This is a genomic window from Lacinutrix salivirga (assembly GCF_053604675.1).
In genome coordinates this window covers 113,835-130,768 of record NZ_JBSHNP010000140.1, presented here as the reverse complement: position 1 = coordinate 130,768, position 16,934 = coordinate 113,835, and the positions used below count along the sequence as shown (strand labels likewise).

Here is a 16,934-nt window from a genome sequence, read left to right as displayed (position 1 = left end):
ATACATTTTGAATACAAAAAGCAACTTTAATTTAAAGTTGCTTTTTTATGTTTTACCCAGAAAATGCTTTTATAAACTATAGTGTTTTTACTATAAAGTAATTTGCTTCATTTTAATATGTAAAGCGGTTTCAATTTTCTCTTTATCTGCATATTCATTGCCTAAAATTAAAGCAATAGATTCTCCTTTTTTTCCAGCTCTAGCAGTACGTCCACTTCTATGTGTGTAATATTCTAAATGTTCTGGTAATTGGTAATGGATTACAAATGCTAAATCGTTAACATCTATTCCACGAGCAGAAACATCTGTAGAGACTAAAAGTTGTAATTTTTCATTTTTAAACGCTCGCATTACTTTTTCGCGCTCTTTTTGTTGCATGTCGCCTTCTAAAGCTGCTACATTATAGCCTTCTTGCTGTAATTGATGTGTTAATGCTTGTGCGCCTGCTTTTGTTCTGCAAAACACAATACCACGTTGTTTCCCTTTTTCGTCTAAAATATTTACCAAATCATTCACTTTGTTATGAAGCGTAGTTTCTACAAAAAAGTGAGCGATATTAGTATTTAAAATACTGTTTTTGTTCATTTCTAAACGCACAGCACTATCAGAAATATAACGCTTTACAATAGTATTTAAATCTTGAGACATGGTAGCACTAAACAGCCAGGTTTTGGTTGTTTTTTTAGTATCTTTTAGTATGGTGGTTAAGTCGGTTTTAAAACCCATACTTAGCATCTCGTCAGCTTCATCCATAACTAAGGTATTAATAGAGGATAAATCGATGACATTTCGGTTCATTAAATCGACTAAACGTCCTGGTGTTGCAACAATAACATGTGTTGTACGCGCTAAATTACTCAATTGAATGTCAATTTTTTCGCCTCCATAAACGGCTTCTACAAAAATCTTTGCCTCGTTATATTTAGTGAACTTAAAGAGTTGTTTTTTTATTTGCTGAACCAGTTCGCGTGTTGGCGATAAGATTAACGCTTGTACTTCGTTTTTTTTAGGATCTATTTTGTGCAATAAAGGTAAACCATAAGCAGCAGTTTTACCTGTTCCTGTTTGCGCTAACCCAATAAAATCTGTGCCAGAAGATAAAAGAATTGGAATGCTTTGCTGCTGAATTTCAGTAGGTTTAACAATGTTTAATTCTTTTAAAGCTTTAACATAGTTTTTGTGTATTCCTAGTTCTGAAAAATTGCTCATTGTAATTAGTTTTGTCTGGTCGAGCGCAGTCGAGACCTAATTTGTAATTTTTAAATATGTCTCGCTACACTGCGTTAAGTGAGACGTTGAAATAGGATTTAATTATTTGGCATTAGTCTTCTGGTGGAAACCCGTTGATATCTTCAAAAATAGCATCGAAATTAGCACGTAAATAGGCATTTAGCTTCTTACGATAATCGTCCTTTAGCCATTGCATAAAATTATAAGTGCTTTTACTAATACATTTAGAATAACGGTCTAATCTGTAATCAATATCATCTCCTAAAAGCTTTGCCAATGCTAAGGCATCCCAAAGATCCTCACTGTTTTCAGTACAAATTCTTGCGTGTTGCTCAATGGAGCGTTCTAACACCACTTTAGAGGATTCTCCATTTCTAATAGAATCGATGTAGGTTTTCTTAATATCGAAATAGACATCTTCAGATTTGGCAAATTCTGCACGAACATCGTCAGGCATTTCATATCTAAAATTATTTTCAATGTCTTCGTCATTCATTAAACCATCCAAGTAAAAGTTTGGTGATCTAAAAATTTTGTGCCAATCTAAATCGCTTCCCCAAGGTCCAAATCTGTGTAAATTGTTTCCTAAATCAATAACAGTAAAAGTCGATTTATTGTTTAGAATACGCGATCCACGACCAATCATTTGGTAGTATAACGTTAAGGATTTTGTTGCTCTATTTAAAATTATAGCTTCAACAGTAGGCTCATCAAAACCAGTTGTTAAAATACTTACCGAAGTTAATATAGCGTCTGGTGTTTCTTTAAACCATTTTAATATGGCTTTACGTTCCTTTTTAGTATTATTATTATCTAAGTGAGCTACAGGATAACCGGCTCTCCTAAACGTATCGTAAACATGTAAAGAGGTATTAATACCATTGTTAAAAATTAAGGTCTTTTTACCTTTACAACGCTCCTCGTAAGCCTGTGTAAGCTTAGAAAGCATGTCGCTATTGGTATATAAATCTTCGGAAGATTTTACAGTATAATCACCATTAGCACCAACAACTAAAGAGGTTAAACCTACGTTGTAAGAATAGACTTCTGCTTTTGCTAAAAATTCATTTTCTATAAGCGATTCAATAGTTTCGCCAACAATAAGCTCGTTGTAGTTATCCTTCATTGGTAACTTTAAATTAGAACTTAATGGTGTTGCAGTAACGCCTAAAATAAAGGATTTTTCAAAAAACTTAAATAATTTGGTAAATGAGTTGTAATGCGCTTCATCAATAATAACTAAACCAATATCTGAGATATCTAGCTTGTCGTCATTTAAACGGTTATTAAGCGTTTCTACCATGGCCACAAAACACTTGTATTGGTCTTGGTCGTCCAAATTAGCCTTACTGCTAATCACTTTGTTAGTCACACCAAATTCAGTAAGCATTCCAGAAGTTTGTTTGCAAAGCTCAATACGATGCGTCATTACGAGCACACGTTTGTTGTGGTGTTTTAGGTATTGACGTACAATTTCTGAGAAAATTACTGTTTTCCCTCCTCCTGTTGGAAGCTGGTAAAGTAAGTGATAATCTTCTGGAGCATCTTCAAAACATTTAAAAATCTTATTAATTGCAACTTTTTGGTAGCTATACAGATTTTTTCCTTCTTTACGTTCTTCTAATTCTAAAGTAGTTACAGACATTAATTGTATTGAATTTTTAAGGTTTTTTTTCAATTTAGCGATGTGCAAAAATACAACGAATTGTAAGGTTTAAAAGAATAAACACTAAATTTTTTTTAAATGTGTATTTTTGGGAGCTCTTATGCATACTAAAACAGACGATTTCCAAGCACAATTTAGTGGGTTTTTCAACACGCCTCACTTGTTTAATGCGCCTATTTTTGGGTTAATTCCGTTTTTAGACACTTGTAAAATTACACCACAATATAATTCTGGATTTGTAAAAAATTTGCGCTTAGGACAACGTGTAGAGCGTTTTGTAGCTGAAGAATTAGCGCATTGCAATCACATTAGGATTTTAAAAGAGAACATCCAGATTCAAGAATATAAAAGAACTCTTGGCGAACTCGATTGTTTATTGCTTAAAGACAACAAACCTATCCATTTAGAAATTCAGTTTAAGTATTATTTATATGATGAAAACTTAGGCGAAACAGAAATTGACCATTGTATTGGACCAATGCGACGCGATACGTTAAATGAAAAGCTAAATAAACTTAAAACAAAACAGTTTCCACTACTCTACGCTAAACAAACACAACCACTACTTGAAGCTTTACAATTTAATGCGGAAGATTTTGAGCAGCGTATTTATTTTAAAGCGCAAATTTTCCTGCCTTTTGGTAAAACTATTAGTTTAAAAACCCTTAATCCTGATTGTATTTATGGGTTTTACTTTAACTATAACGACTTGCCTAAATTTAAAGACTGTAAGTTTTACAAGCCTAAAAAAGTAGATTGGTTATTAGATTTAGACACCAATGTCAATTGGCTAACCTACAAAGAGATTAAACCACAACTTACTGTTTTTGAAGCTGAAAAGTATTCGCCTTTATTATGGTTAAAATTCCCAAATGGCGAAATGACTAAGTGTTTTGTGGTGGCTTGGTAGTTTTGTTTTGTAAGAAACAACTCTTAATCTATTTAAAATTATTTATCTTAGTTTAATGACTTCAAACACAATTCAATTTTTGAAAAAATTCATTTTAAAAACTGTTATATTATTATTCATTCTAATATCCACTTTTAGTTTTGCACAAATTAAAACTACCTATTTTGTGGATGATGTAAAGCATAAAGAGATCGTTACATTAAACTTTTGTGTTTCTGATTCTGCTCAAGTTACAGATGTTAAAATTGTTGACAATAAAACTACCTACCAAAATAAGGCTAACACACAAGAAATCATAAGTTACCTCGAAAGCATAGAGTTTCATGCTGAAAGTACATTAAAAAATAAATGCCACAATATTACATTCGAATTTATAAACAAAAAATATACATTGGCAGACGCTTATGAAAAAGATGTAAACAAATGCAAAGCTTTTAAAACAGGTAACTTTAGATATCAGGATATTAGATTTAAAGACACTAAAATAAAACGAGGAAAACGATTTCAAAACGAAAAAAACACAAAGCGAGACAAGAAAAATCCGTTTAAAGAAAAGTATGAAATTAGTTGGCCTTCTCCATGCGAATACGAATTAAAGTATATAAAAGTTAGTAATAAAAACAAAGAATATTTAATAGGAGAATCTATTAAAGTGAAAATTATTGCACTAACAGGTAATGGTTATGTTTACAAAGCAACGCTTTTGGACCAACCAGAAACTATTGGTGTAATTGTATTTGATAAAAAATAACAACACCATTAACTTCGTTAATAACTCCTAACAAAACCCTTTCCATTAGACTACAAAAACACTTATTTTGCAGAACTAAATAATACTATTTAAGTGAAGGTCTGTATTGCCGAAAAACCGAGTGTAGCTAGAGAAATTGCTTCTGTTTTAGGAGCCAACACCAAGCGTGATGGTTACTACGAAGGCAATGGATATGCAGTAACTTATACTTTTGGACACCTTTGCACGCTTAAAGAACCAAACGATTATAAACCACATTGGAAAAGTTGGGATTTAAATAATTTACCAATGCTTCCTGAGAAATTTGAAACTAAAGTCACTAAAGATTCTGGGATTCAAAAACAATTCAACATTGTAAAAAGCTTATTCGATAAAGCAGATCTGGTTATAAATTGTGGTGATGCAGGAACAGAAGGAGAGCTTATACAACGTTGGGTTTTAGACCAAGCCAATTATAAAGGCGAAGTACAACGTTTATGGATTTCATCGTTAACAACCGAAGCTATAAAGGAAGGCTTTCAGAAATTACAATCCTCAAAAAAATACGATAACCTCTATTATGCAGGATTTTCGCGTGCCATTGGAGATTGGTTATTAGGTATGAATGCCACACGATTATACACAGTAAAACATGGTGGTTACAAACAGGTACTTTCTGTTGGACGTGTACAAACACCAACATTAGCAATGGTTGTAAACCGTTGGAAGGATATCGAAAACTTTAAACCACAACCCTATTGGGAATTACAAACCTTGTATCGCGATACGCTTTTTAGTTACGAAGAAGGACGATTTACTAAGGTTGAAGAAGGCGAAGTATTAGCCAATAAAGTTAAAGAACACGATTTTGAAATTGTATCGACTACCAAAAAAAACGGAAACGAATACGCGCCAAAACTCTTTGATTTAACAGGTTTGCAAGTCTATTGCAATACAAGATTTGGGTTTTCGGCAGACGAAACGCTTAAAATTGTTCAGAAATTATACGAGCAAAAAGTGGTTACTTATCCAAGAGTAGATACTACGTTTTTACCAAACGATATTTACCCTAAAGTGGCTGGAATACTTAAAAATCTAACTAATTATACGACCTTAACACAACCACTTTTAGGTAAAAAAATTAAAAAGTCTAAAAAAGTATTTGACGATGCTAAAGTAACCGATCACCACGCGATAATACCAACAGGAGTTCAAATAAATTTGCAATACAATCAGCAACAAGTGTACGACAGTATAACACGTCGTTTTATTGCTGTTTTTTACGACGATTGTAAAGTATCTAACACTACAGTTATTGGCAAGGCAGCAGATGTAAAGTTTAAAACTACAGGAAAAGAAATTATAAGTAAAGGCTGGAAAATAGTTTTTGAAACACCAAACGATAAAACTAAAGAGCCAGGTTTGTTACCAAGTTTTGTAAAAGGCGAAAAAGGTCCTCACGAACCTAGTTTTTTAGAGAAACAAACCAAACCACCAAACCAATTTACCGAAGCCTCACTCCTACGTGCTATGGAAACTGCTGGCAAGCAAGTGGACGATGATGAATTGCGTGATTTAATGAAAGAAAATGGCATTGGCAGACCATCTACACGAGCAAATATTATTGAAACGCTGTTTAGGCGTAAGTACATAAAACGTAATAAAAAACAGGTGTTGCCAACTGTTACAGGTATTCAGTTAATAGACACCATACAAAATGAGTTGTTAAAGTCTGCCGAACTCACAGGACGTTGGGAAAAACAATTAAAAGATATTGAAAAAGGCGAATATAGTGCTGGAGCATTCATAAAAAACATGAAGCTATTGGTCGATAAGTTGGTGTATGAAGTCCGCTCAGAAAAAACGGTTGCTAAAATCTCCTACACTAATAATAAAACCAATTCTAAAAATAACAAAGCCTCAAAAAAAGCGACGACAAGCAAAGCTATTGTTGGATATACCTGTCCAAAATGTAAAAACGGACAGTTTTTAAAAGGCAAAACAGCCTTTGGGTGTTCTAATTACGGAAAAACTTGTGATGTGCTGTTGCCGTTTAGTTTTGCTGAAAAGAAGATTTCTAAAAACCAATATTTGCGTTTGTTAGATAAAGGCTCAACAGTTAATTTAAAAGGCTTTAAAATTGAAGGAAAACAGCTTGAAGGCTTACTTCGTTTTGACGATAATTTTAAACTGAAACTAGAGCCAAAACAAAATGGAGCTACTAAACCGAAAAATACATCTGAGCAAAACACTTGTCCAAAATGCAAAAAAGGCACTATAATTAAAGGAAAAACAGCTTATGGTTGTAGTGACTATAAAGCAGGCTGCGATTTTAGATTTAGTTACGATTTGATTAGAGAAAAAGCAAAAGGACAACAACTAACAAAGCAATTGGTGTTCGATATTTTACGAGGAAAGTAAGAGATAATAAAGTGGTTCTCGATACATTTTGCTTAAGCTACATTTATGTATCTTCAATCAAAAAGTATTTTGATTTCAATAATCTCGCAACACACTCAAACTGACGATTAGCTTCTCATTTCGACATAATGTTATAACGTCACTTCGAGTGATTCCGAAGCATGAGGAATTGTATCGAGAAGCAAAAACTGAATAATTTATGTTTCTAGTATAATTAGAAAACTAAAAACAGCATAAAACGAACTCTATTTTTTTGGAAACAAAAACACATCAGCATTACAAAATTTTTAAGCCTTATGGGATGCTTAGTCAATTCGCTACTAATTCCTCTCAACAAAAGAACAAACGTTTTTTAGGCGAATTAGGAGCGTTTCCAAAAAATATAATGCCAATTGGAAGATTAGACGAAAAAAGCGAAGGCTTATTATTACTAACCACAAGCGGAAAATTGAGTAATGCCATAAATAGTGGTGCAATAGAAAAGGAATATTATGCCTTAGTCGATGGTAATATTTCTGAAGCGCAATTAACCCAATTACAGCAAGGTGTTGAGATTGGATTTGATGGCAAAAAATACCAAACAAAACCTTGTAAAGCCTATAAATTAAGTGCAGTACCTAATTTGCCAGTGCGTTCTAAAAAAATAAGAGACGCACGTCATGGTCCAACGTCTTGGGTGTCGATTACTTTAACCGAAGGTAAATTTAGACAAGTAAGAAAAATGACAAGTGCTGTTGGTTGTCCTACTCTACGTCTGGTTCGTGTGAGAATAGGTTCAATTTATTTAGATAATATGCAAACTGGTGCTGTGTTAAAGCTTAATACTACGTGTTTTGAAACATTTAATTTTTAACAATACTTTTAATAGTATTTCAATTTTAATTAAATTAAACGCTATAGCTTTGCCAAATAATTTTTAAAATTATGAAAGAAAAAATTGCTTGCTTTTTTAGCGATTATTTAATCGATTTAGGTGCTTCAGAAGTTGTAGCAAAATACCTAAACATGTTGATATTGCTTATTATTACAGCAATCTTACTTTTTATTATCGATACCATTACACGAAAAATATTGCGTGCCTTTTCTGCTCGAATTGCAACCACTACAAAATCGGCTTTCGATGATTTATTAATTACCAACAAAGTGCCTCGCAATGTGGCACATATTATTCCTTTAATAATAGCTTTAAAAGCTGTACCATTAATTTTTATTGATTTCTCATACATAGAAACACCATTAATTAAAATATTGCAAGTTTGTTTTATCGTATTAGCCTTATGGATTGTAAGGAGTGTTTTGCATACGTTAGAAGATTATTTTAAAACGCTACCTCGTTTACGCGATAAGCCTATAGATAGCTACATACAAGTCTTTATGATTTTTGCGTGGATAACAGGAATTTTCCTTGCAATAGCAGTGTTTAGTTCGGTTTCTATCTGGAAATTTATCACAGGTTTTGGAGCAGCATCTGCAATCGTTCTACTCATTTTTAAAGATACTATACTTGGTTTTGTGGCAAGTATCCAAGTCTCTATAAACGATATGGTTAGGATTGGAGATTGGATTACGTTCGATAAATATGGAGCAGATGGAGACGTTACCGAAATTAATTTAGCAACGGTTAAAGTGCAAAATTTCGATAATACAATTACAACTATTCCAACGTATGCATTGATTTCCGATTCATTTAAAAACTGGAGAGGAATGACGAATTCTGATGGTAGAAGAATAAAGAGGCACTTAATGATAAAGCAAGATTCCATTAAATACCTTACTCCAGAGGATATTGCCAAGCTTAAAAAAGTACAATTACTAAGTGCTTATCTCATCACTATGGACGATAAAATTACGCGCTATAATACAGACAATAATATTGATAAATCGGTATTACTTAATGGTAGAAACTTAACCAATATTGGAGTGTTTAGAAAATACATCCAAACCTATTTAGAAAATCACTCTGCAATAAATAAGGACATGCTTTTAATGGCGAGACAGTTACAGCCAACTACTGAAGGGATTCCATTAGAAATTTATGCCTTTAGTAAAGACAAACGTTGGGAAAATTATGAGTATGTAATGTCCGATTTATTCGATCATTTTTTAGCTGCAATACCCTATTTTGATTTAGAAATATTTGAGTTACCTAACTCAGGCAGCTTTAAAGGCATTTTAAAATAACAGAATTAAAGTTTAGACATACAAAAAACGCTCAATTAATAAATTGAGCGTTTTTTAGTATAAATAACTTAAGTTATATTATATTTTCTTTACACGAACAGCGTTTAAGCCTTTCATGCCTTTTTCTAGTTCAAATTGTACTTTGTCGTTTTCGGTGATTTCATCGATTAAACCACTAACGTGACAAAAGTATTTTTCCTGGTCTTCTGCATCAATAATAAATCCGAAACCTTTAGAGGAATCGTAAAAAGATACTTTACCTTGTCTTATTGGGTCTGGTTCTGGCATATCTTCTTTTTTAGGCACGCCTAAAACAATATTATCTGCTTTTACCTTCACTTTGTCCTCTGGATCTGGTGGAGTATCTACTAAGTTACCATTGAAATCTACGTATGCAAACTGAATTCCAGAAGTTCCATTCTCCTCTTTTTCAGCTTTACGCGCTTCCATTTTTTTACGTTTGTCTTCACGTTTTTTTAAACGCTTTTTTTCTTTTTCACTTTTGTTAAATGTCTGTTGAGACTTAGCCATTCTTTACTTTTAAATGTTTATTGAATTATTAATATAATATGTTTTACGATAAAACACAATATTATTTGCCTAAGGTAGTAAATAATTTTGAAAACTACTCTACAATTATTATTCCTTGTTTATTATAATAGTAGCTTTTACACCTGTTGCGAGATTCCAAACGTTAGTTGAAATTACATTTCCTTCCTCATCCAAAACCTTAAATTCTGCAGTATTTGGTCCTGCAAGACCTTGATTTAATGCTTGGAAATCTATTTTATTAAATCCAGGTTGCAACTTAAGTCTTAAGCCGTTATAGGATTGTTGTAGCAACACATTTGGAACAATTATGTCGTCGTTTACAAACACGCGTATGCGATCTCCATCAGGATATTCGTGATCTCTATACACTATATTTACGCTACTTACTTTTGTAGTCACTTCTCCAAAATGCAAATTCGTAGAGCTTCCGTTATTACGCTCTTCTGTTTTTTCGCTAGTTTGTAAATTACGTTTTAATTGCTCTTTGTATAATTCTGCTGGATTCCTAAAATTATTGTCTTCAATCATAGAGAATTCTCTCTTTGGTTGCTCTGGTAAATTAGGTTTTACAGTTTGCGGTTTATTATCTGCGACAGCAATTGGTGTTTCTGTAGCTATAACCTCTGGATCTTCTTTTATATCATCTGTTTCTTCCGCAGGAATCACAAACGATTTATTTTCACTATCTAACTGTGCAACAGCTTGAAGCGAGCTTAAACATAAAAGAATGAGTAAAAGGTTTGTTTTCATTAGTATAAATTATATCACAAAATAATCAATAATCATACCTAAGACTATACTTTTTGTGAAAAGTTTAATATTTAGACGTTTTTAGTCGAATAAATTTTGATTTACTAACACATAATTCACAATATACTTTTATTATGGTATTGTTTTTGAGACTGTTAAATAAATCTTAAAACTTTTTATTATGAAACATTCAAGACGCTCAGTACCAGAAATAAATTCTGGTTCAATGGCAGACATTGCCTTTTTATTGCTTATTTTCTTTTTAGTGAGTACCACAATATCAATGGATGCAGGAATACAACGAAAATTACCAGCTCCATGTCCTCCAAATGTGGATTGTACAGATAAAACAAATCAGCGTAACGTATTAAGTATTTATGCTAATGCTAACAATCAATTATTAATTAACAATGAAGTTATTAAAATTGAAGAGTTAAAAAACACTGTAAAATTGTTTTTAGACAATAACGGAGATGCAACTTGCGACTATTGCAATGGAATGAAATTAGAGAACGCTTCAGAAAACCCTAAAAAAGCTGTGATTTCTTTAATTAATGATAAATCGACTTCTTATAGTTTCTATATTCAAATTCAGGATGAAATTACAGCTGCTTATTATGAGTTACGCGCAGAGTATGCTAAAAATGTGCTTAAAAAAGCACCAAATTCGCTTACTAAAGATGAGATTAATCTATTAAAAGAAAAATATCCATTATTGCTTTCGGAAGCTGAATTAAAATAAAATACTTTCGCTTTTAAAACGACGTCAAATAGAATTAAACGCATTTAGTTTGACGTCGTTTTCTAATACGCCATCAACTCTAGTAATTCGCCTTCAAACTTATCACGCGATAAATACTGGTCTTCTAGTTGATTAATAAAAGGAATTGGTGTGTCTAAACTCGCTACACGCTTTACAGGAGCGTCTAATTCTTCAAAACATTCTTCCATAATTAATGCCGAAATATCACTGGCTATTCCTCCAAAAAGAGAGTCTTCTTGTAAAATGATAGCCTTGCCTGTTTTTTTAACCGAAGCATAAATAGTCTCTGTATCTAATGGCTGAAGCGATCGTAAATCAATAACATCTGCTTTAATATTTGGATGTTTGTCTAAAGTATTTAAAGCCCAATGCACAGCTGCTCCATAAGCGATAATTGTAACCTCATTGCCTTCTTTAAGCAGTGCAGCTTTACCAAAAGGAATAGTATAATAATCGGTTGGAACGTCTTGTCTAATGCTTCTGTATAAGGCTTTATGCTCAAAAAACAATACTGGATTTGGATCGTTAATTGCAGTGGCTAATAAGCCTTTTGCATCTTTAGGAAATGCAGGATACACTACTTTTAAACCTGGTGTTTTTGTAAACCAAGCCTCGTTAGTTTGGCTATGGAAAGGTCCTGCAGCAACTCCTGCTCCACAAGGCATACGCAATACTACATCTGCATTTTGATTCCATCTGTAATGTGCTTTTGCTAGATAATTAACCACTGGATTAAAACCAGAAGTTACAAAATCACTAAATTGTAATTCAACAACACTTTTTATTCCTGCAATGGATAATCCCATTCCTGTTTCTATAATAGCAGACTCACATATTGGTGTGTTACGTACTCTCTCTTTTCCAAATTGTTCTACAAATCCATCTGTGATTTTAAAAACACCTCCATATTCTGCAACATCTTGTCCCATAATTACAAGGTCGTTGTGGCGTTCCATAGATTGTTTTAAACCTTGTGAAATAGCGTCGATAAGTCGTAACTCTTCAGTAGAGTTGTTTTCTTCAAAATGCTCGTAATCAAATTGTTGATATACATCATTTAACTCATTACTTATACTTGAAGTAATTGGTGGTTCTGCTCCAGCTTCATCTAAAGCAGTATCAATTTCAGCTTTAATTTCTGTTATAAACTTTTCGTTTTCTTCTTCGGTAAGCATCCCTTCTTCAATTAAATAATTATAATAATTAGAAATAGGGTCTTTGAGTTCCCAAGCATCCATAAGGTCTTGAGGCACGTATTTAGTTCCGCTAGCTTCTTCATGACCACGCATTCTAAACGTTTTAAATTCAATTAAAACAGGACGTGGATTTTCTCTAATGCTTTTAGTGATTTTTGAGATTTTTGTATAGACTTCAATAATATTATTGCCATCAATAATATGAGATTCCATGCCATAACCTTTAGCTCTATCTGCCAAATGCTCGCAATTATATTGTTCTGATGTTGGTGTAGATAAACCATAGCCATTATTTTCTATGCAAAATAAAACAGGAAGTTGCCATACCGATGCTACGTTTAGCGCTTCGTGAATATCGCCTTCGCTAGTTCCTCCTTCTCCAGTAAACACAGCTGTTACATGGTTTTTATTTTTTAATTTACTTGCTAAAGCAATCCCATCTGCCACACCAAATTGTGGACCTAAATGCGAAATCATACCTACAATATTATACTCTTGCGTTCCAAAATGGAAACTACGATCGCGACCTTTAGTAAAACCACTCGCTTTTCCCTGCCATTGGCAAAACAGCCTAAATAATGGGATTTCTCTAGTGGTAAATACACCTAAATTTCTATGCATTGGTAATATATATTCTTCCTTTTGCATAGCCATAGTTACACCAACTGAAATGGCTTCTTGTCCAATACCAGAAAACCATTTAGATATTTTACCTTGGCGTAAAAGAATAAGCATTTTCTCCTCTATTAATCGAGGTTTAAGCATATTATAATACAGAGCTTTGAGCTCTGTAGTACTAAGTTTTGAAGTCTTATAAGTGAACATATTTTTTACTGTAGTGGTTGTCATAAAAAAAGCTTTGTCAAATATAGTATAATTGACCAAATACCTTAAATGTTAATCAAAAATATTAATTATACTTTTTGTTAGGTTTTCTTTACATTTGTAGGTACGACTATTAAAATTATTAAAATGAATAGAATACCTAGTGTAAATTTAGAAGATTTTCTTTCTGGAAATGCGGAGAGAAAACAAAAATTTGTTGACGAAATTGGTAAAGCTTATGAAGATATAGGTTTTGTAGCCTTAAAAGGTCATTTTTTAAACGATGAATTAGTAGATAAACTCTATGCAGAAATAAAGAACTTTTTTAGTTTACCTGTTGAAACAAAACGTAAGTATGAAATTCCAGGAATTGGAGGACAACGTGGTTATATTTCTTTTGGAAAAGAAAGTGCAAAAGGTAAAAAAGAAGGCGATTTAAAAGAGTTTTGGCATTTTGGTCAATATGTAGATGCAGACTCTAAATACAAAGACGAATATCCTGATAACGTAACTGTTGAAGAGTTGCCAGCATTTAACGAAGTAGGAAAACAAGCTTATCGCAAATTAGAAGAAACTGCAAAGCACGTTTTGCGTGCATTAGCCATACATTTAGGTATTGAAGAAACGTATTTTGATAATTACATCCATAACGGAAATTCTATTTTAAGACCAATACATTATCCTCCAATTACACAAGAACCAGATAATGCAGTACGAGCAGCAGCACATGGTGATATTAACTTAATCACACTGTTAATGGGAGCTCAAGGACGCGGTTTACAAGTACAAAACCATAAAGGCGAATGGATTGATGCAATTGCAGAGCCAGACGAGTTAATGATTAATGTTGGAGATATGCTCTCTAGACACACTAATAATAAGCTTAAATCTACTATACACAGAGTTATCAATCCACCAAGAGAGCTTTGGGGAACCTCGCGTTACTCTATACCATTTTTTATGCATCCTGTTAGTGATATGAAATTAGATGTTTTAGAAGGCTGTATAGACAAAGAAAACCCTAAACAATTTGATGATATTACTGCTGGAGAATTTTTAAATGAGCGTTTAATTGAGCTTGGTTTAAAGAAATAAAAATCACTTAAATAGACCGAATTTAGCTGTTTTATGAACCATAACATATTAAAAAGAATAGATTTAGAGCGTTTTAATAACAGTATTGGACTTGATATGGGTTTAGAAATTGTAAATCTAGCCAAACGAAGAGACCAAAAAATAGCTGTTAAAATAGAACGATTAAATCACACCATTTTTCTTTTTGTAGATGATGATTTACCAGCCGATAAACACATTTGGTTAAACAGAAAAGCTAATGTTGCTAAACATTTTGAAGAAAGTTCCTTAAGTGTAAAAAACGATTTATCTAAAGGAAATATGTCTTTAGAAAAAACGTTTGCACTTAACAAAAAGAAGTATTTAGCTAAAGGAGGTGCAATACCACTATTTGTAAACAATGCAGGAATGATAGCAATAATAACTGTTTCTGGATTGCAAGATGAAGAAGATCATGGACTAATTATTGACGCATTAAATAAAAAGTATATTGAAAATTAAACAATGGATTTAAAAGACCAGCTAAAAAACTTATTCCCAGAACATGAGGAAAAAGAAATTGAAATAACTGAAGAAGACAAAGGACTTTGGCTGCAAGACGATCCTATTATTTGTAAGTACGAAAAACGTAAAGGCAAACCAATTACCATTTTAGAAGGCTATACAGGAGCTACAAAAGACTTTAAAATGTTGGCGAAAGAAATTAAGCAAATGCTTAGTGTTGGTGGAAGTTTTAAAGACGATAAAATTATAATTCAAGGTGATTATAGAGATCGTATAATGAGTTTTTTAAAAGATAAGGGTTTTAAAGTAAAGCGCGTTGGAGGGTAATGATAGCTAAACCACTACATATAACAAATGGAACAAGTTTAACAGAATATCTTATTAAGTTAGATATTACTACAATAGATTCTATTTTAACTTGGCAAGAAACCTTGTGCGTTGGACCAACTACAGAAGAAATTGCATCCAAAGAATTTATTAAATTGCGTAAAGCGTTTTTTAAATCGTTTTATAATATTTCATTAAGTACCAAGGAAATTACAAGCGACTTAAAAATGCTTGATAAAATTGACGATTTTACCGAAATTGTCTTGTGGTTCGAATACGATCTTTTTTGCCATATAAATATGGTCGCTGTAATAAGTCTGCTTGCTCAAAAAGGCATACACCTTCCACTCTACTTAGTGTGTAGTGGACGTGTAGAAGGAGAAAAAGGTTTAAAAGCCTTAGGCGAATTAAACCCAAAACAATTAGATAATCACTACAAAAGTAAAGTCCGATTGTCACTCGATGACATTTCATTTGCCAATAAAATTTGGCGTATTTACTGTGGTGACGATCATAATTTATTAATGCCTTTAATAGTCAGATCTTCATCATTTAAATATATGAGTAACTGTCTAAAAGCACATATTAAAAGGTTTCCAGATGCAAGAAGTGGGATTAGCACCTTAGAGTATAACATATTAAAATTAATAAAAGATAACACCATTACCTCTAGACGCCATTTAACAGGCTATGCCTTGCATTATCAAGGTTATTATGGTTATGGTGATTTACAGCTAGAACGTGTTATAGATGTTATGTCTCTTTTTTATGATGAAACAGAAGACCAACTTATATTAAACCGAAAAGGTCATTTGGCTTTAGAACATCAACACAATTACCAAAAAGAAATGAATAACACCATAGTTTATGGAGGTGTTAGTTCCTTAAATTTTAAATTCGATAAAGAACAGAATAAACTCATTAAAAATTTATAAATGCCAATACAAGAATCGGAATTAATTTTAAATCCAGATGGTAGCGTTTACCACTTAAATTTAAAACCAGAACACCTTGCAGATACTATTATAACTGTAGGTGATCCAGATCGTGTAGCAAGTGTTACCAAACATTTTGACACCATAGAGTTTAAAACTCACAAACGCGAATTCCATACACAAACAGGTGTTTACAAAGGAAAACGTATAACTGTAATATCTACAGGAATTGGAACCGATAATATAGATATTGTTTTTAATGAATTGGATGCGCTTGTAAACATTAATTTAAACACGCGAGAAATAAAGAAAGAGTTAACAAGCCTTACTATTGTTAGAATTGGAACATCTGGATCGATACAAAAAGAGATTCCTATAGATTCGATTTTAATAAGTGAATTTGCTGCAGGTTTTGATAGTTTATTGCACTTTTATAATAGTGAGCACATTCAGCATAAAGACATCTCTAAAGCATTAATAGAACAAACCAATTGGTATAAAGCAAAATCCGATCCTTATGTAGTGTCTTGCGACTCAGATTTGCTTGAAAAATTAAGTTCTGCAAAAACAGTAAAAGGGTTTACAGCTACAAACGTTGGTTTTTATGGACCACAAGGTCGTGTACTGCGATTACCAATCCAAGATAGCCAACTCAACGATAAACTTGCTAACTTTAATTATAAAGGAAGAGCTATTACCAATTTAGAAATGGAAACAGCTGGTATATATGGCATTTCAAAGCTTTTAGGACATAAAGCCTTATCAATGAATGCTATAATTGCTAATCGTGCAACAGGAGAATTTAGTGCAAATCCTAAGCAAATAGTAAACGAACTTATAGAATACACATTAAACAAACTAATACAATAA

Annotated in this window: 16 protein-coding genes; 11 read left to right on the top strand and 5 right to left on the bottom strand. The window is 32.6% G+C overall.

Annotated features, from left to right (window positions below):
- Window positions 1-90 precede the first annotated feature (90 nt).
- Window positions 91-1,209, bottom strand: a complete 1,119-nt coding sequence (locus tag ACVC5O_RS13685) for a DEAD/DEAH box helicase (protein WP_452222049.1) — start codon at window positions 1,207-1,209, stop codon at window positions 91-93.
- A 112-nt stretch (window positions 1,210-1,321) separates the two neighbouring features.
- Window positions 1,322-2,875, bottom strand: a complete 1,554-nt coding sequence (locus ACVC5O_RS13680) for a DEAD/DEAH box helicase (protein WP_452222048.1) — start codon at window positions 2,873-2,875, stop codon at window positions 1,322-1,324.
- A 109-nt stretch (window positions 2,876-2,984) separates the two neighbouring features.
- On the opposite strand from ACVC5O_RS13680, the gene ACVC5O_RS13675 reads away from it, so the two are divergent.
- From ACVC5O_RS13675 to ACVC5O_RS13655, 5 genes are all read left to right on the top strand, one after another.
- Window positions 2,985-3,806 carry a DUF1853 family protein gene (locus ACVC5O_RS13675; RefSeq protein ID WP_452222047.1) on the top strand — a complete coding sequence of 274 codons (822 nt, stop codon included), beginning with the start codon at window positions 2,985-2,987 and terminating at the stop codon, window positions 3,804-3,806.
- A gap of 79 nt (window positions 3,807-3,885) precedes the next feature.
- A complete protein-coding gene (locus ACVC5O_RS13670; RefSeq protein ID WP_452222046.1) occupies window positions 3,886-4,557 on the top strand; it encodes a hypothetical protein in 672 nt (223 codons plus the stop codon).
- A gap of 93 nt (window positions 4,558-4,650) precedes the next feature.
- Complete coding sequence (locus tag ACVC5O_RS13665) at window positions 4,651-6,957, top strand: DNA topoisomerase 3 (protein ID WP_452222045.1); 2,307 nt, start codon at window positions 4,651-4,653, stop codon at window positions 6,955-6,957.
- A 247-nt stretch (window positions 6,958-7,204) separates the two neighbouring features.
- Window positions 7,205-7,810, top strand: coding sequence for a pseudouridine synthase (locus ACVC5O_RS13660; protein WP_452222069.1), 606 nt, complete (start codon window positions 7,205-7,207; stop codon window positions 7,808-7,810).
- Window positions 7,811-7,881: 71 nt separating this feature from the next.
- A complete protein-coding gene (locus ACVC5O_RS13655) occupies window positions 7,882-9,138 on the top strand; it encodes a mechanosensitive ion channel family protein (protein ID WP_452222044.1) in 1,257 nt (418 codons plus the stop codon).
- 78 nt (window positions 9,139-9,216) lie between these two features.
- Here ACVC5O_RS13655 and ACVC5O_RS13650 read toward each other — a convergent pair whose 3' ends face one another.
- Together ACVC5O_RS13650 and ACVC5O_RS13645 are read right to left on the bottom strand one after the other, a co-directional pair.
- Window positions 9,217-9,669 carry a cold-shock protein gene (locus ACVC5O_RS13650; RefSeq protein ID WP_452222043.1) on the bottom strand — a complete coding sequence of 151 codons (453 nt, stop codon included), beginning with the start codon at window positions 9,667-9,669 and terminating at the stop codon, window positions 9,217-9,219.
- Between the two features lie 108 nt (window positions 9,670-9,777).
- On the bottom strand, window positions 9,778-10,440 hold the full coding sequence (locus tag ACVC5O_RS13645) for a hypothetical protein (protein ID WP_452222042.1): 663 nt from the start codon (window positions 10,438-10,440) through the stop codon (window positions 9,778-9,780).
- Between the two features lie 181 nt (window positions 10,441-10,621).
- Between ACVC5O_RS13645 and ACVC5O_RS13640 the strand changes: the two genes are divergently transcribed.
- Window positions 10,622-11,182, top strand: a complete 561-nt coding sequence (locus ACVC5O_RS13640; RefSeq protein WP_452222041.1) for an ExbD/TolR family protein — start codon at window positions 10,622-10,624, stop codon at window positions 11,180-11,182.
- A gap of 62 nt (window positions 11,183-11,244) precedes the next feature.
- Here ACVC5O_RS13640 and ACVC5O_RS13635 read toward each other — a convergent pair whose 3' ends face one another.
- Complete coding sequence (locus tag ACVC5O_RS13635) at window positions 11,245-13,248, bottom strand: alpha-ketoacid dehydrogenase subunit alpha/beta (protein WP_452222040.1); 2,004 nt, start codon at window positions 13,246-13,248, stop codon at window positions 11,245-11,247.
- A 123-nt stretch (window positions 13,249-13,371) separates the two neighbouring features.
- On the opposite strand from ACVC5O_RS13635, the gene ACVC5O_RS13630 reads away from it, so the two are divergent.
- From ACVC5O_RS13630 to ACVC5O_RS13610, 5 genes are read left to right on the top strand one after another with little or no spacing between them, the layout of a single operon-like run.
- The gene (locus ACVC5O_RS13630) at window positions 13,372-14,319 is read left to right on the top strand and encodes an isopenicillin N synthase family dioxygenase (RefSeq protein WP_452222039.1); all 948 of its coding nucleotides are present in this window, start codon (window positions 13,372-13,374) and stop codon (window positions 14,317-14,319) included.
- Window positions 14,320-14,352: 33 nt separating this feature from the next.
- Window positions 14,353-14,799 carry a heme-binding protein gene (locus tag ACVC5O_RS13625; RefSeq protein WP_452222038.1) on the top strand — a complete coding sequence of 149 codons (447 nt, stop codon included), beginning with the start codon at window positions 14,353-14,355 and terminating at the stop codon, window positions 14,797-14,799.
- Between the two features lie 3 nt (window positions 14,800-14,802).
- Window positions 14,803-15,129 (top strand): translation initiation factor, encoded by a 327-nt coding sequence (locus ACVC5O_RS13620; RefSeq protein WP_452222037.1) that lies wholly within the window; start codon window positions 14,803-14,805, stop codon window positions 15,127-15,129.
- Window positions 15,129-16,064 (top strand): DUF1835 domain-containing protein, encoded by a 936-nt coding sequence (locus ACVC5O_RS13615; RefSeq protein ID WP_452222036.1) that lies wholly within the window; start codon window positions 15,129-15,131, stop codon window positions 16,062-16,064. Before ACVC5O_RS13620 ends, ACVC5O_RS13615 begins: the two co-directional genes overlap by 1 nt.
- Window positions 16,065-16,934 carry a nucleoside phosphorylase gene (locus ACVC5O_RS13610; protein WP_452222035.1) on the top strand — a complete coding sequence of 290 codons (870 nt, stop codon included), beginning with the start codon at window positions 16,065-16,067 and terminating at the stop codon, window positions 16,932-16,934.